General features: G+C 59.3%; 15 protein-coding genes and 1 tRNA gene. 10 read left to right on the forward strand and 6 right to left on the reverse strand.

Going from position 1 to position 18,862, the window contains the following annotated elements; genetic code table 11:
* The first annotated feature begins 46 nt into the window (after positions 1-46).
* The 5 genes from ACP7AJ_RS18640 to ACP7AJ_RS18660 all read left to right on the forward strand — a co-directional run bounded on the left by ACP7AJ_RS18640 (position 47) and on the right by ACP7AJ_RS18660 (position 7,051).
* Complete coding sequence (locus ACP7AJ_RS18640) at positions 47-3,754, forward strand: PAS domain S-box protein (protein ID WP_426061707.1); 3,708 nt, start codon at positions 47-49, stop codon at positions 3,752-3,754.
* A 56-nt stretch (positions 3,755-3,810) separates the two neighbouring features.
* Entirely contained in the window at positions 3,811-4,197 is a 387-nt protein-coding gene (locus ACP7AJ_RS18645; RefSeq protein ID WP_426061708.1) for a response regulator, read from the forward strand.
* Positions 4,198-4,319: 122 nt separating this feature from the next.
* Positions 4,320-5,087 carry an MBL fold metallo-hydrolase gene (locus ACP7AJ_RS18650; RefSeq protein WP_426061709.1) on the forward strand — a complete coding sequence of 256 codons (768 nt, stop codon included), beginning with the start codon at positions 4,320-4,322 and terminating at the stop codon, positions 5,085-5,087.
* A 35-nt stretch (positions 5,088-5,122) separates the two neighbouring features.
* Positions 5,123-5,482, forward strand: coding sequence for a cupin domain-containing protein (locus ACP7AJ_RS18655; RefSeq protein WP_426061710.1), 360 nt, complete (start codon positions 5,123-5,125; stop codon positions 5,480-5,482).
* Positions 5,483-5,491: 9 nt separating this feature from the next.
* The gene (locus ACP7AJ_RS18660) at positions 5,492-7,051 is read left to right on the forward strand and encodes an NFACT RNA binding domain-containing protein (RefSeq protein WP_426061711.1); all 1,560 of its coding nucleotides are present in this window, start codon (positions 5,492-5,494) and stop codon (positions 7,049-7,051) included.
* 89 nt (positions 7,052-7,140) lie between these two features.
* Here the strand turns inward: ACP7AJ_RS18660 and ACP7AJ_RS18665 are convergent.
* Both ACP7AJ_RS18665 and ACP7AJ_RS18670 read right to left on the reverse strand, forming a co-directional pair.
* Positions 7,141-7,222, reverse strand: a tRNA-Leu gene (locus ACP7AJ_RS18665).
* 184 nt (positions 7,223-7,406) lie between these two features.
* The gene (locus ACP7AJ_RS18670; protein ID WP_426061712.1) at positions 7,407-8,105 is read right to left on the reverse strand and encodes a Dps family protein; all 699 of its coding nucleotides are present in this window, start codon (positions 8,103-8,105) and stop codon (positions 7,407-7,409) included.
* Between the two features lie 396 nt (positions 8,106-8,501).
* Here ACP7AJ_RS18670 and ACP7AJ_RS18675 point away from each other — a divergent pair, with 396 nt between their 5' ends.
* Positions 8,502-9,332 carry a polyphosphate kinase 2 family protein gene (locus tag ACP7AJ_RS18675; RefSeq protein WP_426061713.1) on the forward strand — a complete coding sequence of 277 codons (831 nt, stop codon included), beginning with the start codon at positions 8,502-8,504 and terminating at the stop codon, positions 9,330-9,332.
* An 87-nt stretch (positions 9,333-9,419) separates the two neighbouring features.
* On the opposite strand, the gene ACP7AJ_RS18680 is transcribed toward ACP7AJ_RS18675, so the two are convergent.
* The 3 genes from ACP7AJ_RS18680 to ACP7AJ_RS18690 form a co-directional block, all read right to left on the reverse strand.
* Positions 9,420-10,106: a hypothetical protein gene (locus ACP7AJ_RS18680; RefSeq protein WP_426061714.1), complete on the reverse strand. Its 687-nt coding sequence runs from the start codon at positions 10,104-10,106 to the stop codon at positions 9,420-9,422.
* Positions 10,107-10,301: 195 nt separating this feature from the next.
* A complete protein-coding gene (locus ACP7AJ_RS18685; protein ID WP_426061715.1) occupies positions 10,302-12,083 on the reverse strand; it encodes an ABC transporter ATP-binding protein in 1,782 nt (593 codons plus the stop codon).
* Positions 12,084-12,363: 280 nt separating this feature from the next.
* Positions 12,364-12,735, reverse strand: a complete 372-nt coding sequence (locus tag ACP7AJ_RS18690; protein ID WP_426061716.1) for a DoxX family protein — start codon at positions 12,733-12,735, stop codon at positions 12,364-12,366.
* Between the two features lie 379 nt (positions 12,736-13,114).
* On the opposite strand from ACP7AJ_RS18690, the gene ACP7AJ_RS18695 reads away from it, so the two are divergent.
* From ACP7AJ_RS18695 to ACP7AJ_RS18705, 3 genes are all read left to right on the forward strand, one after another.
* A complete protein-coding gene (locus ACP7AJ_RS18695; RefSeq protein ID WP_426061717.1) occupies positions 13,115-14,194 on the forward strand; it encodes a chemotaxis protein CheB in 1,080 nt (359 codons plus the stop codon).
* A gap of 528 nt (positions 14,195-14,722) precedes the next feature.
* A complete protein-coding gene (locus tag ACP7AJ_RS18700; RefSeq protein ID WP_426061718.1) occupies positions 14,723-15,079 on the forward strand; it encodes a hypothetical protein in 357 nt (118 codons plus the stop codon).
* A gap of 50 nt (positions 15,080-15,129) precedes the next feature.
* Positions 15,130-15,396, forward strand: a complete 267-nt coding sequence (locus tag ACP7AJ_RS18705; protein WP_426061719.1) for an antitoxin VbhA family protein — start codon at positions 15,130-15,132, stop codon at positions 15,394-15,396.
* 269 nt (positions 15,397-15,665) lie between these two features.
* Here ACP7AJ_RS18705 and ACP7AJ_RS18710 read toward each other — a convergent pair whose 3' ends face one another.
* Positions 15,666-16,694 carry a chemotaxis protein CheB gene (locus ACP7AJ_RS18710; protein ID WP_426061720.1) on the reverse strand — a complete coding sequence of 343 codons (1,029 nt, stop codon included), beginning with the start codon at positions 16,692-16,694 and terminating at the stop codon, positions 15,666-15,668.
* A gap of 333 nt (positions 16,695-17,027) precedes the next feature.
* On the opposite strand from ACP7AJ_RS18710, the gene ACP7AJ_RS18715 reads away from it, so the two are divergent.
* Positions 17,028-18,854, forward strand: coding sequence for a CheR family methyltransferase (locus ACP7AJ_RS18715; RefSeq protein WP_426061721.1), 1,827 nt, complete (start codon positions 17,028-17,030; stop codon positions 18,852-18,854).
* The last annotated feature ends 8 nt before the right edge of the window (positions 18,855-18,862 follow it).

An 18,862-nucleotide genomic window follows, 5' to 3' on the forward strand; every position in this document is an offset into this window, starting at 1 on the left:
GGTGGTTATCTTAGCAGGAAATATTCGCAGGCATTACGCTTCGTTCATGAGTTCGATTCCGGTTGTTTCCTCGTCCCAGCCAGTGGCACCGCCCACCAGCGCGCTATTCGACCAGCTGGGGCAGCTATACTTGATGCTTGACACCCAGGGCATTATTGTGGAAACCAACGAGGCCTTCCTAGCCATGGTGGGCTACCCCCGCGAGCGGGTGATTGGGCAAGTCTGCCACTACATGTTTGCTCCGCCCGCCGAGCGCAAATCGCGCCTGCGTGAGTTTTTTGACTGCATTGCCACCGAGTCGCTGCCGCCCAGCTACGAGCGACCCATTCTCACGCGCGCCGGCCAGCTGCGGCAGGTGCATTGGCGGGGAGGCTTCACGCGTTCCGAAACCGGCACCATCACGGGCGTGTGGATGGCAGGGCAGGAGCCCAACGAGCGCAGCATGACCAGCACCGGGCTCAGCGGCGACAGCACCCACCTGCAAGACTTCCTCGACAACGCTCAGGACTTAGTGCAGCACCTCAGTGCCGACAACAGCTTTTTGTTTGTGAACAAGGCCTGGAAGGAAAAGCTAGGCTACACCGACGCCGAGCTGGCCACCCGCACCCTGGCCGACGTGGTGCACCCGTACTACAAGGCCAAGCTGCTCTACCAGCTGCGCAACCTCTACGACGGCGAACCCGTGAACAAGGTCGAAACCGTGTTTTTGACCAATGCTGGCAAGCCCGTGCACCTCATCGGCAGCATGAGCGTGGTGCGCGAAGAGGGCCAGCCAACGAGCAGCCGCGCCATTCTGCACGATATCACCGACCGCATCAAGGCCGAGCGCCTGCAGAAGGTCTACTACAGCATTGCCAACCTGGCCATCAGCGCCAAGGACTTGCCCAGCCTCTACGGGGCCATTCACCGCGAGCTGAGCAAGATTATTGAAACCAGCAACCTGTTCATTGCCCTCTGCGACGACGCCCGCACGCAGCTGCAGTTTGCCTACCACGTCGACCAGCACCCCCAGCACCGCCCCCAGGGCGCCATGCCGTTCACTTCGGGCGTGTCGGAGTACATCATTGGCGGCGGGCAGCCTCGCTACCTCACCCACACCGATTTTCATCAACTCATCCGCAGCGGCACCATCACGGCCCACGGGCTGGTGCCTGAGGTAATGCTGGCGTCGCCCCTGAGCATCGGCGACCGCATCATCGGCGTGCTGGCCGTGCAGGACTACAACCGCGCCGACGCCTACACGCCCGGCGACCTAGACGTGCTGCACTTCATCTCCAACCAAGTGGCCCTGGCCATTGAGCGCAAGCGCAACGAAGAGCAAATTGGCAAGCAAACGGCCCGCCTTAACGCTATTTTCGAGAGCGGCTCGCACGTGATGTGGACCGTGGACACCCGCGCCCACCTCATGAACTACAACCGCAACTACGCGGCCCTGTTCCTGCGGCGCAACGGCACCTACCCCGTGCGGGGCCTCGACCTGTGGGAAGCCGACCTGGCCCACATGCCAGAGGAAGAGCGCAACATTTATGTGAAGCACTACGAGGCCGCGGCCAAAGGCCAAGCGCAGCGCTTTGAGATGGGCCTGCGCGACGCCCGCGGCAACGAGGTGTGGACGGATATCTACCTCAACCCCATTTATTTGGGCGATGGCTCTTTTGAGGAAATTTCGGCCATTGCGCACGACATCACCGAGCAGAAGCGGGCCCAGCTGGCCCTGGAGGCGCAGGAAGAGAAGTTTCGCTCCATCTTCGAGTCGTTTCAGGACATCTTCTACCGCACCGATGAGCACGGGGCGGTCACCATCGTTAGCCCCTCGGTGCACGAGGTGCTGGGCTACAAGCCAGAAGAAGTTATTGGGCAGCCGGTAAAGAATTACTACGTCGACCCGCAGGACCTGCCCCGCGCCAGCGCCGAAATCGAGCGTAACGGGGACCTACGCAACTTCGAAACCCAGATGTGGCACAAGGACGGCTACCCCGTGAGCTTGCTCGTGAACGCCCGCATGGTGGACAAAATCGGGTACGCCACCGAAGGCATCGCCCGCGACGTAACCGAAATTCGGCAGATGCAGGACGACCTGCACCAGGCCAAAGACGCCGCCGAAGCTGCCCTGGAGGCCAAAACGCAGTTCCTGGCCAACATGAGCCACGAGTTGCGCACGCCCATGAACGGCATCATCGGCATGATTGACCTGCTCGACCAAACCGTAGAAACCGACGAGCAGCTTGATTACGTGGACACGTTGCGCAAGAGCTCCGACGCCCTGCTCACCATTCTTAACGACATTCTGGACCTGTCAAAAATTCAGGCGGGCAAGCTGCAGGTGCACGAAAGCGCCCTGGAATTGCAGGCCGTGATGGAGCGCATTCGGGCCCTGTTCATCTACCGGGCCGAGCAGAAGCACATCCGCTTTACCTACCACATCACGCCGCACACGCCGCGCTACGTGATGACGGATGAGGTGCGGCTGCTGCAAATCCTGTCCAACCTGGTGGCCAACGCCATCAAGTTCACCAACGAAGGCACCGTGGCCATCATCGTGTCTAGCGTGAGCACCGACGGGGAGCTCCATACGCTGCGCTTCGCGGTGCAGGACTCCGGCATTGGCATCTCCAGCGACAACGCCAGCCTACTCTTCACCAATTTTACCCAGCTCGATACCACCCCCAGCAAAGCCTACGGCGGCACGGGCCTGGGCCTGAGCATCAGCCGGCAGCTGGCCGAGCTGCTGGGCGGCGAAATCGGGGTGCTTTCGGACGAGGGCGAGGGCAGCGTGTTCTGGTTCACCATCGCCGCCCGCGAAGCCCGGGTAGAAGACATGCCCGAGGTGGCTCCGGTGCGCGAGCCCGTGTACCAGCCCTTTGTGGCGGTGCCGCGTGTGCTGCTCGTCGATGACAATGCCATCAACCAGAAAGTGGGCCAGCGCCTGCTCACCAAGCTGGGCTGCGAGGTGGACGTGGCCGGGGGCGGCCCCGAGGCCATTGCCTTGGCCACTGCGGCTGATGCCGGGTACAATATTATTTTTATGGACATTCAGATGCCGGACATGGACGGGGTCGCGGCCACGGCCGAAATCCGCCGCTTGCTGGGCAAAGCGTGTCCGCCCGTAGTGGCCATGACGGCCTATTCCATGCAGGAGGATGCCGGCCGCTTCATGAGCCAGGGCCTCGACGACTACGTGGGCAAGCCGGTGAAGAGCCGCCACCTCTACGAGGTGCTGCATCGCTGGCTGCGCCCCAGTCAGGTGCGCGCCATTGCCGAGCTTGACATTGACCTCGACGCAGAACCGGAGCTCGACGGAGCCGAGGTTCTTGTGCCTGATACTATGGTAGCTAATGCTCCTGCCGTACCCACCGCTGCTGCCTCGGCCCCAGCCAGCGGCAGGGCCAGCGAACTAACCCTCGACGAAACCATTGTGCGCCAGCTGCTCGAATTAGGCGGCCCGGAATTCACGACCGAGCTCTACCAGGAGTTTGAACAGGAGGCCGGCGAACTCCTGCGCGATGCTGCTCCGGTGGCCGCGGCGACCAACTTTAAGGAACTGCTGCCCATGCTTCATCAGCTCAAAGGCACAGCGGCTACCTTAGGCGGGGTGGCCCTGGCAGCCCAGGCACGCCACCTCGAGCACGAGCTAAAACATGACCGTACGGAAGAAGGAGCCGCCGAATTTCAACTTCTAGAACATTACTTTGCACAGTTCGTTTCTGAATACCCCAGCGCCGTTGAGCGTGTTGCCAACGCTGCGAAAGTATAATTACCGTTACGCTGTCGTCTTCTCTACCCATAAAACCAACACCAAACCCTAAGCTTATGTCAGCAGATTCTTCTAATAAAACCATTCTGATTGCTGAGGATAGCTCGGTAATTCTCAACCTTACCCGCAAAATCCTGGAGCTGCAGAAATATAAGATTGTGCTGGCCAAGAACGGGGGCGAAGTGATGAAGCAGCTGGAAAGCAACCCCATCGACTGCGTGCTTATGGACATTAACATTCCAATAAAGGACGGAATGCAGTGCACCCGCGAAATTCGGGCCCATGCCGACCCCGCCATCAACAAGTTGCCCATCATCGCCATCACCGGCAACGCTAACAACTACTCGATGGACCAGTTTCGCGAAGCCGGGGTAACCGATTACTTGCCCAAGCCCCTCGACTTTGACGCACTGGTGCGCGTGGTGAAACAATACGTAGGCTAAGGCAATTATGAGTTTTGAATTAGGAGTGAAGGGTTGAAAACGGGTTGCGTGTGGTATTGCGCCGCTGTATTGCCTGTTGAATAACTCATAATTCAAAACTCATAATTCATAATTCAAACGTAGTGCAAGTTACCTTCCTCGGCACTGGCACCTCCTCCGGTGTGCCCATGATAGGCTGCACCTGCGAGGTGTGCCGTTCGCTGGACCACCGCGACCAGCGCCTGCGGGTGTCGGTGCACCTGGCCATCGGTGCCCAGAGCATCGTGATTGATTCGGGCCCCGACTTCCGCCAGCAGATGCTCCGGGCCCGCGTCACGCACCTCGACGCCCTGCTTTTTACGCACGAGCACAAGGACCACACCGCTGGCCTCGACGACATTCGGGCCTTTAACTTCCGGCAGCAGACCGACATGCCGGTCTTTGCCGAGCCCCGCGTGCTGCGCCAGTTGCAGCAGGAATTTGCCTACATTTTTGCCGAGCACAAGTACCCCGGAGTGCCCCGCGTGCACCTGCACCCCATTGAGCGCGACGACGCCCCGTTCGACGTGCTGGGCGTGCCCGTGCAGCCCCTGCGGGCCATGCACCACAAGCTGCCCGTGCTGGGCTTCCGCATCGGCGGCTTCTGCTACCTCACCGATGCCAACTACATCGGGCCCGAAACCATGGAGTACCTGCGCGATGCCGACGTCATCGTGCTCAATGCCCTGCGCCGCGAGCCGCACATCTCGCATTTTACCCTGGGCCAGGCCATTGATATTCTGGAAGAAGTGAAGCCCAAGCGGGCCTACCTCACGCACATCAGCCACCAGTTAGGTCGCCACCTCGACGTAGAAGCCGAGCTGCCGCCGTGGATACGGCTGGCCTATGATGGGTTGAGAGTGACGGTTTAGTTGGTTACGTTGCTGCCGCCCTTTTCACCTTCGCCATGGATGTCATCAATTTTGAAGAAAAGTTTGCCAGGTTTTCTGACCATTGGCACCCACATGTAGTGGCCGATTTAAACGACCAGCATGTCAAGCTTGCCAAGGTGCAGGGCGAATTCGTTTGGCACAATCACGCAGCCGAAGATGAGCTGTTTATCGTGGTAAAAGGCCAGCTGCACATCGATTTTCGCGAGCATACTGCCACCATCAATCCCGGCGAGATGCTTGTGGTGCCGCGAGGCGTAGAGCACCGACCGCATGCCAGTGTGGAAACCTGGATTGTGCTGGTTGAGCCCCAGGCCACTCGCCATACCGGCAACGTGGAGCACGAGCTGACTCAGCACAGCCTACCCCGGATTTAACCCTCTCACTTGCACACCAACTACTATTTCCTGCGCCAGCTGGCTCCTGCACTCACCGAGCGGCTGCGGGGCTACCGCGTGGCCGTGTGCTTCTCGCAGGAAAAGGACGAGCTGGTGGTGGGCCTCACCAACGGCGCCCAGGAGTTCTGGCTGAAAGCGCAGCTAGGCGCCAACTTCCCGGCCCTGGCCCTGCCCGAAACCTTCCAGCGGGCCCGTAGTAACTCTGTCGACTTGTTTCCTGACCTGTTGGGAGAGCAAGTCGAGACCATCGTGCCCTGGCCCCACGACCGGGTGTTGCAGGTAAACTTCCGGAGCGGTGCCCGTCTCATATTGAAGCTCTACGGCCCGCGTCCCAACGCTATATTCCGCACGGGCCCGGATGCCCAGGCCCAGCTGTTTCAGCAGAAACTAGTAGCTGATGCCGACCTGCGCCCCCAGGAGGCGCCAGCGCCTGCGGCAGGCAAGCTGCCGCCCCCGCTCGCCGACCTGCCTGCCCGCTACCTCCGCCAAAATGGCTACGATGCCGCCCCGCCGGAAACCAAAACCCGCTTGGTGCACCAGGTGCTGGCCCAGCTGGAAAAACCTGCTCATTACTACCTCATCCAGCTCGACGGCCGCACCCGCCTGAGCCTGCTGCCCTTGGGCGACATTCTCGAAACGCTACCCGGCAACGACCCTATTGGGGCCCTACGCCGCTTCGTGCCCATGGCCCTGGGCCGCCGCGCCCTGGAAATGGAAACCAAGCAGCTGCGCCAACTGCTGGAACGCCGCGCCGATGAAGCCACTACTGCCGCCGCCCACGCCCGCCAGCGCCTCCATGCCCTGGCCAACGAAGCGGGCTACCGCCACACGGCCGACCTCATCATGGCGCACCTGCACGAGATTCCGGCTGGCGCCGCTCAGGTCGAAGTTCTGGATTTCTACACCAACCAGCCCAAGGTCATCAAGCTGAAGCCCACCGAAAAGCCCCAGCGCACCGCCGAAAACCTCTACCGCAAGGGCAAAAACCAACAAATTGAGGAGCGGCAGCTGGCCGAGCGCATTGCCCGCCGCGAAGCCGAAGCCTTCACGGCCCTGGAGCGCCTCGAAGAGATGGATACCGTGCCCAGCCTGGGCGAGCTGCGTGGCCTGCGCGCCTGGCGTAAGCAGCACGGCCTCGACCCCACGCCGGCCGCCGCGAAAGCCCCCACCGAGCTGCCGTTTAAAGTGTTTGAAGACCGGGGTTTCACCATTTTGGTGGGGCGCAACGCGGTAAATAATGACCTGCTGACCCAGAAGTATGCGCACAAAGACGACCTCTGGCTACATGCCAAGGACGTGACAGGCTCGCACGTGGTCATTCGCCACAAGGCAGGCCAGCCCGTGCCAGAACCGGTAGTAGAGCATGCCGCGCAGCTGGCCGGCTGGTACTCGCGCCGCCAGCACGATTCGCTGTGCCCTGTGACGGTAACCCCCAAGAAATTCGTGCGCAAGCCCAAAGGCGCACTGCCGGGCCAGGTGGTGGTAGAGAGGGAGCGGGTGGTGCTGGTGAAGCCAGGCAACCCATTTGATGTGCCCGACAGATTATAAGGTAACCAGCATGCCGGGGGCGAGGCAACCGTTAGCCAGAAACGCAAAAGGCCCGTTCCAATTGCTTGGAACGGGCCTTTTCGTTTGCGTGCGCGCGGGGAGATTCGAACTCCCACACCCGAAGGCACCACCCCCTCAAGATGGCGTGTCTACCAGTTTCACCACGTGCGCAAATAGAGCAACAAAACCTGGGCAACTCGGCCGAAACCGGCTTCGCTGAGGCGGCGAAGCGGGTGCAAAGATAGCCGGCCGGTGGCGCCCCCACAACCCGCAGCTGGCAATTTTACCAAAAAAGGCCGCTCATTCTGAAATGAGCGGCCTTTCGGGCTGAATTCGAGGTGAATAGGAGACAAAACTATTCGGCCTGGGTCAGGGGCGAGTCAACTACGTGCTCGGCCACAAACCATACCTGCATTTCGTTGGTGCGCACCAGCTGGCTCACAATGAGGTCGTTGGTGCCATCGTCGCCGGATTCGTCGGCTTTGTCGGCGTAGTCGTGGCAGTTTTTGAGGATGCGCTGGTGGGCATCGAGCAGGCGCGATACCTGAATGGGCGCTTCCTCGCGGTCGCGGGGCACGCGGGGAATGCTGCTGAGTTCGGCCACGTCGTGGGCCATGGCAATGGCCACGCCGCCCAGAATCTGAATGCGTTCGGCAATGGCATCTACTAGTACCGACTGCTCTTCGTAATGCTTGTCAAACAGCAGGTGCAGCTGGTAGAAGGTAGGGCCTACAACCTGCCAATGGTGTTTTTTGTACATGTCGCGCAGCGTGATGGTGTCGGCCAGCAGCTGGTTGAGCATGGTCACGCTTTCCTGTCGGATGCTTTCGCTTAGGCCAATGGGCAGGCGCTGGCTCACGGTGCCGTAGCGCTGGGTGGGCATGGGGGCGTTTTGCTGCTGGTTCAGGCGGGGTTGAATGTCAACCACGGCATTGCTACCAGCGCCTACGCCAGTGTTTTCGCTCGTAACGGGTACCAACGCATTCTTCTTGGGGGCAGCAGCTTTTTTAGTGGCAGCGGCTTTTGGGGCAGCGGCTTTGGCGGGTGATGCCATAATTGTGAAAACTAGTGAGGTGAAAGAGATAGCCGAAACAATTCGGGGCAGAATATTCTACTCCAACGTACGTAAAGCACTACTAGGAGTTAGTATTTCGGTGGCTTTAGCCCTGATTTTATTGCACAAAGGAACCCGCCTCACCAAGTCGGATTTTGACTGGCGAGCAAGGGCGTATGAACAGTGGGAAAAAGTCGGTTATGCAGAGCGCCGCGAGGCATGACCGTTTAAGGGACCGCAAACACAGCCACCCAGCCGCCCACAGCCCTCACCCCCAAGGCGAGAAAGCTCGAGCCGGGCCGACGACCGTTTTGCCGCCCGCGCCGTTTGATGAGGAATGCTCTTAGGTGCCCGCTGTCTGTTCCCAAGGCCTGCTTTCTTTTCCCGAATCCCACTATGACACTTAACCTACCGAAAACCTCCGCCGTGCAGGTCACTGGCAAAAGCGTGAAGCTGGCCGATATCGACACCAACGGCAAGGTGTTTTTTGCCAAGCAAAACATCGACAAGGAAGGGGCGAAGGCCCGCTTACAGGAGCTGCGTCAGCGACTGAATGCCTTGCAGGAACTCTTGTATGCCGAGCATTCGCGGAGCGTGCTGCTCGTGTTTCAGGCCATGGACACGGGCGGCAAGGACGGAGCCATCGAGAAGCTTATGACCGGCGTGAACCCGGCCGGGGTGCACGTGGCACCTTTCAAAGCTCCTTCGACCAAGGAGCGAAACCACGATTTTCTCTGGCGCATTCACCCGCACACACCCGGTAAGGGACACATCGCCGTCTTCAACCGCTCGCATTACGAGGATGTGCTCATCACCCGCGTGCACGGCCTGATTGACGATAAAACCTGGCTGCAGCGCTACGAGGACATCAATAATTTTGAGTCGCTGCTGACCAACCACGGCACCGTCATCCTTAAATTTTTTCTGCACATCTCCAAAGAAGAGCAGGCCGAGCGCCTGCAAGCCCGCCTCGACGACCCCGCCAAGCACTGGAAGTTTGACCCCAGCGACTTAATAGAGCGGGCGCGGTGGGCCGACTACCAGGCCGCCTACGAAGATGCCCTAAGCCATTGCTCACCCGCCGAAGCGCCGTGGTTTGTGGTACCTGCCGACCAGAAATGGGCCCGGGACCTGGCAATTACGGAGCTTGTAGTGGCGACTCTGGAGGCAATGAATCCGCAGCCGCCAAAGGTTGATTATGATGTGGCGGCGCAAGTGGTGATATAGCGGTGCCTGCTCGCCTGAGAGCAGAACCCGTCGGAGTTGCGACGTTGCGCTCCAGCCCAGACATACCATGATACCTGCCGGTGTCGGCTATCGATTAAAGTGCCTCTCGAGTTGCTTGGTGCTGGTAATGTTGCCCAGGCCCAGGGTTAGGCTGAAGTAGTAAGGGTAGCTGATACCCGGTGAGGCCGCCAGCGGCGTTTTATTGCCACTCATGTTCCAACGCGCTGCTTCCAGGGGTAACAGGTACCCTGCTCTGAAATTTACCAGGTAAAACCATTGATGGGAAAGGCCGATGCCCAGGTCCAAATGAGCCCGTGAGTTGGTGATTTCCTTGTATTGCAGGGGCGTATTTAAGTAGTCGCGCAGGGCCGTATCATCGGGCAGCTTCTCGCGGTACAGATAACTGACCCCGCAGCCTTTGAAGCCGATGTAGGGGTAGGCAGAGTAACGAAAGTCCTTGACGAGGTCGTACCCAAAATTGAAGGAAGTTGAACGGTACTCAACTTCGGTCAGGTAGGAGCCTTGGTCTTTGCGATTAGTGGTTTTGTTGAACGAAAACGTAGTAATGAACTGGTCCAGGTATAGCTGCACGCCCAAGCCGAAGTTGGCAGCGGAATAGTTCAGGGCCGGTAGCCCCGCACTGCCAAGCTGCTGGTCGATGGCGGCATGGTTAATGACCGGAAATTCGATGGGCAGGGTCAGGAACCCCCCGTATACGTTGTCGTTGGCAGCGGTTTTGGTGGTGTCGGTTTGGGCCAGGGCTGGGGTGAGCATGCCCCAAGTGCAAACCGTGATTAAGAGCCCTAATCGGATATGACCGGTCATATTGTTGTGTTTTTTGCAATGATGCACAACAATCTGCATTACAGCTCAGCGCAATGCATGCGCTAAGCTGTAATCGAGTAGTCCGAGCCAAAAGTTTGCGGCGCGCCGAGTCGAAAGAAGCAGTTTACTTCCGCTCAACTGAGCTTACCCCACCAGCACGGCTTCTTCCTTGCGCTCGCCAATCTGCTGGCGCCACATGGCGTAGTAAAGGCCCTTTTGCTGCAATAGCTCGGCGTGGCGGCCTTGCTCGGCGATGTGGCCGCGCTCGAGCACAAAAATGCGGTCGGCGTGCAAAACGGTGCTGAGGCGGTGGGCAATGAGAATGGTCATGTGCTGGCGCGAGCCCGACAGCTCCCGCACGGTCTTGCCGATTTCTTCCTCAGTGAGAGAGTCGAGGGCCGAGGTGGCTTCGTCGAACACCATGAGCGTGGGTTTGCGGAGCAGGGCGCGGGCAATGCTGAGGCGCTGCTTTTCGCCGCCCGATACTTTCACGCCGCCTTCCCCGATTACGGAGTCCAGGCCTTTGGGGGCGCGGGCCAGCAGGGAGGTGGCGGCCGCATGATGCAGGGCCTCCAAGCATTCTTCGTCCGTCGCGTTGGGCGCCACAAAGCGGAGGTTTTCGCGAATGGTGCCGGAAAATAGCTGCGTGTCCTGGGTGACGAAGCCAATCTGCTCGCGCAGCTCCTCCAAGTCGATTTCGGAGCCAGGAATGCCATTGTACAGAATCTGGCCGGAAAGGGGAGGGTAGAGGCCCACCAGCAGCTTCACCAAGGTGGTTTTGCCGGAGCCCGAAGGCCCTACAAACGCAATGGTTTCGCCCAGTTTGGTACTGAACGAAATGTTCGACAGCGCCGGCGCATTGGCCGTGAGGTGCCGGAAGCTGACCTGCTCGAACGCCAGGTTCTCGATGTGGGCCACTGACTTGGGCTGGGCAGGCTTCACGTCTTTGGGGGTGTCGAGAATCTGCTGGAAATTGGCCAAGGAGATTTCAGTTTCGCGGTAGATGCCGATGATGTTGCCCAGTTCCTGCAGCGGGCCGAAAATGGAAAACGAGTAGATAAAGAACGAGAAAAACTCGCCCAGGCTAATGTGGTTCTGCACCCGCAGGTACAGCAGCAGCAGGATGATGATGTTGCGCAACAGGTTCACGAAGGTGCCCTGCACAAACGACAGCGAGCGCACGTAGCGCACCTTGCGCAGCTCCAGCTTTAGTATTTTGTTGGTGGTGGCATTCAGGCGCTCGGTCTCCTGCTGGGCCAGGCCCAGGCTTTTGATGAGCTCGATGTTGCGCAGGCTTTCGGTGGTAGACCCGGCCAGGGCCGTGGTTTCGGCCACGATGGTTTTCTGAATCACCTTGATGCGCTTGCTGAGCACGTAGCTCAGAATGCCCAGCAGCGGAATGGTGAGAAAGTAGCCCGCCGCAATGGGCCAGTACACCGTGATGGCGTACCACATCACGAAAATGATGCCCACCAGCGCCGTAAACAGCACATTTACAAAGCTCTGGATGAGCTTTTCGACGTCGATGCGCACCTTCTGCAGCTTGCCCAGGGTTTCTCCCGAGCGCTGGTCTTCGAACACCTGATAGGGCAGCTCCAGCGAGTGGCGCAGGCCGTCGGAGTACATTTTGGCTCCCAGCCGTTGGGTGATGACGTTGACGTAGTAGTCCTGAAAGTTTTTGGCAATGCGCGACACCATGGCCACGCCCAGCATCATGCCGATGTAGGGAATGGCTTCCCGAAAGAACGGCCAGAAAGGCACCAGCTGCAGGCCAGCCACATCGCCGTTTTTCGGCACGAAATGGTCGACCAGCTTGCGAAAAAGGTAGGGGTCGAGTAGCGAGAACACCTGGTTGATGGTGGCCAGCACCAGGGCCAAAGCCAGGAGTCCCCAATAGTTACGCAGGTAGCTATACAGAATTTTCATGCAGCAAAATAAGGTGGCCTGCCAGTGGGTGGGGCCGGGGTAGCAACCCCTGTGCCTGCCAATGGTTCTGAATGAGGATGACGAAGTGCGCAGGAATTTACTTTCTGTTGGCTTACGCATGTTGGGCGCCGCCCCCGCAAGCATACCCGAAACAACTGCTCCGGTTCTAACCACAAGGCCCCCACGGGCACTACCCACCTACGTGAGTGATGCGCCGCGGGGGCCTTGGGTTTGTTGAGTGATAAGCCGGCCTAGCGCGGGGCAGGCATGGTTGCCCTCCCTACGCTACCAGCCCGCGGTTGGGGCGGCGTAGCAGCAGCACAATAATGAGCCCCAGCAGCAGTGCGCCGGCAAAAGCGCCGCCCGCCAGACCACCCGGAATCTTAGTGGCGTGCATCACCAGCGCGCCTATCATGATGATGATGAGCCCCGAGGCCGCCAAGCGCACCGTTTGGGGAATGAGCAGGCCGATGCCGCCCAGCAGCTCGCCGCCGCCCACAAGGTAGGCCATCCAGCCGGGCAGGCCCATGCTGCCGAAGAAGCCCACGGTTTGGGGAAGGTTGCTGAGCTTGTCGAACCCCGACTTGATGAAGAGTATGGCCAGGATGATTTGCAGAATCCAGGCGATGACGTTGCGTACTGATGTGCTCATGGTGTGAAGTGGTTGAATAAAAAAACTGATGGCGTGTTCTTTTGCAGGCAATAGCGTCCAGAAGAGAGCCGCAACGCGCTACGGGCTTTAATACTTGAAAACGGGCAGATGGTTGTCTGGCGCAGGAGCGGCTGCCCCTACCAGTGTGGGCCAGGGGTGAGGAGTTGCCAGGTGCCGCTGAACGGTGTAGAGACGCATACTTGCGTCTCGTCGTTGAACGATGATACGCGAACGGCGCGGCCGACCAGACGCAAGTATGCGTCTCTACATCGGGCTGGCGGGGCCTTTTCGTTGGGCCGGGGCAATAGACTTATTCACTGGGTTTGCCATACTGCCATTTCTCCGCTCCCAGCCTCCATGGTGCATAGTGTTTTTAATTATGGCACAACCCAAAAAGGACAAAACCGTCGGAAAGCACAAGCGCGACATCATTGTCATCGGGGCCTCTTCGGGAGGCATAACGGCGTTGCTCGAGCTTGTGAAAAGCCTGCCAAAGGATTTTCCCGCGCCCATTTTTGTGGTGCAGCACTTGCCGCCCGACTCACCCAGCATCCTGGCGCCCATGCTGAACACGGTGTCTTCGCTCGAGGTGAAGCACCCCGAAGACGGCGAGAAATTTGAGCCCGGCACTATTTACGTGGCCCCGCCCGACCACCACCTGTTAATCGAAGGCGACCACGTGAACATCACGCGGGGGCCGAAGGAAAACCGGTTTCGTCCTTCGGTCGATGCCTTGTTCCGTTCGGCGGCCTATTCCTTTGGCAGCCGGGTGATTGGGGTGGTGCTAACGGGCTATCTCGACGACGGCACTTCGGGGTTGTGGTCGGTGCAGCGCATGGGCGGGCTCGCCGTGGTGCAGGACCCCCACGATGCCCTGTCGCCGGCCATGCCGGCCAACGCCCTGGAATACGTGAAAGCCGACTACGTAGTGCCGCTGGCCGAAATGGCGGCCCTGCTGGTGCAGCTGGCTACCAAGCCCGCTCCGGCCAAGCCACGCGTGACAGCGGCCGAAATGGACCTGCTCAAAATCGAGCTCACCATTGCCAAGCGCGATAACGCGTTTGAGCTGGGCATCATCGATAAGGGCATTTTAACGCCATACACGTGCCCAGACTGCCACGGCGCGCTCACGCAGCTGGTCGAAGGCAAGCTGATTCGGTTCCGCTGCCACACCGGGCACGCCTACACGGTGAGTGCGCTGCTGTCGGAGGTCACCGAGTCAGTCGAGAGCATGCTCTACCAGTCGATGCGGGGGCTGGAAGAAACCAAAATGCTGCTCACGCACCTGGGCAACCACTTTGTGGCCCAAAAGCAGCTAAGCGTGAGCAAGCTGTTTTTTCGCAAAGCGGAGGAAACCGGCGAGCAAGCCCGCGTGGTGCACGACTCCATTCTCAAGCACGAGGCCATCAGCGGCGACCTGCAGTTCAACCAGAAAAAGCACCTCAGCAAGCAGGGCTAGCAGCAGCGCAAGGCAATTAGCTGGGTTAGGGAAGGAGCAAGCAGTCCTGCCACGATTCTCCCAATCGTGGCAGGGCTGCTGTTGTGTGCCTCTGGATGAGTGCATTGGGCCGCTTTATGCGGGAACTTGTCGGCTTGTGCCGCTGGGTTTGGCCTGCTCACTTACGATTACCTGAGATGATTGCAGGCCTGCCGTGCAACCCCAAACGGTGGGCTTTGGTCTTATCAATGCAAATGCGTATTGCTACGAAAGAGCCACTACGTATTATTTCGAAAAGCAGGAAGCAGCTGCACAGAAGAAGATTGCTTCATTTTTTACCAAAAATTACCAATAAAACGCAGTATTTAATACGTGCATTTTTGGGTGTTTTCCTTGTACCAATTCAGTAGTTTTCCCCTGGGTTCTGAGCTTTCAAGCGTCGAACTTTGTACGTACCCGGTACCAAGGCTTATAGCTTAGTTTTTTTCATGCGTACTGCGATTGACTTAAAATCAGTGAATTATATCTTTTGCCTTTTTCTCTGCTGCTATGACAACTGTTTACCACGAACTGCTTCCCGAAAGCTACTTGCTGCTTCTGACCCCGGGTAGCCCCGGCACCCCCGAATACGCACTCGACTACTCGCTGCAGTGTGCGTGCCGTAGCGGCAAACCAGCCGTTTGGGTCGACTGCGAGTTTTTAGGAGATTTCTTGTCAGCTGAAGCGGCCCGAACTCTGTGGGATTTCCACCACCTGCTGCAAGGGCAGCGCAAGCATCTCGTAGTGGTGCATGCTTCCGACAGCGTGAAAGAGACCTTGCTCAAGTGGCGGCTGACCCCCAGCATCTGCTTCGCTTCCACTATGATTGACGCGGCTTGGCAAAGCGGCCTGCGCTTGGTGGCATGAGGGCCCGGTGGCTACTGTATTAATTGATAAGAAATTACTTATCCAAGCTTATGTCCACACCCAATTTCAAGCCCATGCCGCAAAACCTGAGCGACGACGAGCGCCGAGACTGGTTGCGTCGGCAGCGTACTGCTGAAAATACGCTGGCTATTCAAGCCCTGGGTGGAACCGAGCCCAACCAGGAAACACTCTCCCAATTTCAGCGCTACGTGAGTGGGGAAATAACGCTGGCCCAGGCCATAGCGCAGGTGCGCGAGCAAATGGCGCAGGAACACGCCGCTTTCCGCCAGTACCTCAACCGCGGCAGCATTATATAAGGTCCAGGGTTTTGCCGCTGGCTATCCGGCACAACCACCGTACCACCGCCCTCCGGGCTTGCCATTGCTGCTGGTGTGTGGCAGCTTGGCCCAAACCGTGTCATGCTGAGCTTGTCGAAGCATCTCGTCCGCTTCGTTGCAGCGTCATTGATTACTACCCCACGCGAGATGCTTCGGCTGCGCTCAGCATGACGTTCCTTATTTCTCGGGTAGGCTTTAAACCATATACGCTTCAAACCAACGGCCTGCAGGCCCTGGGGCGAGGGCTGCTAGTCGTAGTCTGCCTGGGGCGGGGCAGCGCTACTGGCCGCGTTGCCATTCAGCAAGAACTCGCGCAGGCGGTTCACGTGCTTTTTCAACTCCTCAATTCGTTCGGTTTGGTGCGAGGCGTAGACGCCGGGCTCGCGCGTGGACATGGTGCTGAGCAGGTTGCGGCGCTCTTCCATCATGCGCAGGGCTACCCACAGGGTTTCCTCTAGATTGTGCTGGGTTTCGCTCAGCAGAGAATTGGCTGTGAAAGTGTGGCCGGTGTGGCAGCGGTAGCGCAGCACTTGGCCGTGCTCAAGCTCCCAGAGGTTGCCGCCGCAGTCGGGGCAGGTGAGGGGCACGATGTGCCCGATTTTATCTACGTCTTCGGTATTGCCCACAACTCTTTCCGCAATAGCGGCCTCCAGTTTAAGGTCTTCGGGAATAGTGTTAGCGGTATTGTCGGGAACTGTACCGCGCGTAATTTCTTCTAGCAGCGCCCCCAACGTGCTCAGGGGTACGACGTAGTCGATGGCTACGTTGCGAAGGGCCGTTTCCGGCATGCTGGGAAACTCAGCATCATGCGGGTCCTGCACCACGGCAATGCCGCCGCAGCGCTTAATAAATTCGAGGCCGGCAGTGCCGTCGTGCAGCATGCCGGTGAGCACCACGCCCACCACCGCGGGCCCGTAGGTGACCGCTGCCGACCGAAACAAAGCGTCGACCGCGGGGCGGTAGTTGTTTTCCCGAGGCCCTTTCGTGACGAAGGTGTAGGGCTTTTGACGGTCCTTCACCAGCAAGTGGCGGTCGGGAGGCGCCAGGTAGAGCGTACCCGCTTCGATGGGGTCGCCGCTCATGGCCAGGCGGCAGTCAAGCTCGGTGTGGCGAGCCAGGCGCCTCACCAAGTGCTCGCCGTCGGAATCGGGCGCGAAGTGCTGCACTACCAGCACGGCAGCGGACAAGGAAGCGGGCAGCTGCGCCACCAGTTGCACCAAGGCTGGCATGCCGCCAGCAGACGTACCAATAACAATTAAGTGAGAAGGCGCTGACACGGAAATATAAAAAGCGAGGTTTCTTACTGCTGAAGGGTATTTACCTAATAACAGGGCGGCGATTCGGCCCCTGACGGTGCACCCAGCGCGGCTGCAGGTTCTTTTTAGATAAGCTCTTAATACGGCTTGGTAATACAGAAGGCCGGGAAGAGCCGCAATTTTCGGCTAATTTTGGAGAAGTGGTGTGGCGCGCTTGCCGACGCCACTATGCTAGCGGCAACGCAGCCACGCACTCCCGTGGGCGGCTCGTTGAGCTTACCAATTTCCAGGCTGCCTGCATCAGCCCTGGCTTTCGTGAGCGGAGGCGTTGCCGGCTCGCTTTTTATTTATCCCATGACTCCCTCCTCGCCCGATTCCGTTGCTGACGAGTCCGTGCTCGTTGAAATTCCCATCGAAGACCTACCACGCGAATTGCCCATTTCGGCGGCCCAGCTGCGCATGGTCCAGCACCGGGAGGAGCCCGAAAGCAAGTTTCCGCTGGTGGCTTTGGGGGGCTCAGCGGGCTCACTCAAGGCCTTCGAGCAATTCTTCCTGAACATGCGCCCCGACAGCGGCATGGCCTTCGTGGTGATAACCCATCTCTCGCCCTACCAGGACTCGGGGCTGGTGGGGGTGCTACAACACTTTACGTCTATGCCGGTGCAGGAAGCGGCCGACGGCCTTAAGGTGCGGCCCAACAACGTGTACGTCATCCCGCCGAACCGGGACATGAGCATCCTGCACGGCACGCTGCTGCTGTTTGTGCCCACGCAACCCGCGGCGCGCCGCCTGCCCATCGACTTCTTCTTCCAGAGCATGGCCAAGGACGCCCGCGAGCGGGCCGTGTGCATCATCTGCTCGGGCATGGGTTCCGACGGCACCATCGGCCTAAAAATGGTGATGGAAAACTTTGGGATGGTGATGGTGCAGTCGCCCGAAACGGCCGAGTACGACTCGATGCCCCGCACGGCCCTGGCCACTGAGTTTGTCGACTACGTGCTGCCTGCCGAGCAACTCCCGGCCAAGCTGCTGGAGTACGTCAACAAGCCGCTGCTGGCGCGGCCTCGCCGCGAAGTGGCCGAGTCGGCGTCGAAGCCGGCCCACGCCCTGCAGAAAATCTTCATTCTCATCCGGGCCCAGACCGGGCACGACTTTTCGTTTTACAAGCGCAACACCGTGTTCCGGCGCATCGAGCGCCGCATGAACTCGCACCAGATTCAGGAGTTTACGCACTACGTGCGCTTCCTGCAGGAAAACCCCGCCGAGGTCGAGGCGCTGTTTAAGGAGCTGCTGATTGGGGTCACCAAGTTTTTCCGCGACAAAGAGGCCTTCGAAAACCTGAAGGCACGGCTGATGCCCCTGCTGCGCGAGAAGCCCGCCGATAGCGTGGTTCGCGTGTGGGCGCCCGGTTGCTCTACGGGCGAAGAGGCGTACACCCTGGCCATGACCCTGCTCGAGGCCCTGGATGGGGTAGACCCCACCCGCTACCTGAAAATTCAAATTTTCGCCACCGACATCAACCCCGACGGCATCGACCAGGCCCGCGCTGGCCTGTACCCCGAGAGCATCGAGGCAGACGTGAGCCCCGAGCGCCTGGCCCGCTTTTTCACCAAAGTAGACGGCTTCTACCAGATAAAGAAAGAAGTGCGCGACGTGGTGATTTTTGCCGTGCACAACCTCACCAAGGATGCGCCCTTCACCAAGCTCGACCTGCTGGTGTGCCGCAACCTGCTGATTTACTTGTCGGCCGAGCTGCAGAAGAACATCCTGCCAGTGTTTCACTACGCTCTCAACCCCGGGGGGCTGCTGTTTCTGGGGCCGAGCGAAAACCTCACGGGTTTCCAAGACTTGTTTGCCCCGCTAGACGTGAAGTGGAAGATTTCGCGGCGCTCCGACGCCGCCCCTACCCTCACCCGTATTGTTAGTTTTCCCTTTTCCCTCGCGCGGCCGCAGGCCAGCCCCGCACCTGCCGCTGGCACTATGCATCTGAACTCCACCCGCAAAGACGGCCCCTTCGCCACGCTGGTGCAGCGGGTGCTGCTGCGCCAGTACACCCCGCCCGCCGTGGTTATCAATACCAAAGGCGAAATCCTGTACGTGAACGGCCGCACCGGCCGCTACCTGGAGCCCGCCCCCGGCCTGGGCGGCATGAACGTGTTTGAAATGGCCCGCGAGAGCTGAACTACGAA

Source organism: Hymenobacter sp. B1770, assembly GCF_049896385.1.
GTDB lineage: Bacteria > Bacteroidota > Bacteroidia > Cytophagales > Hymenobacteraceae > Hymenobacter.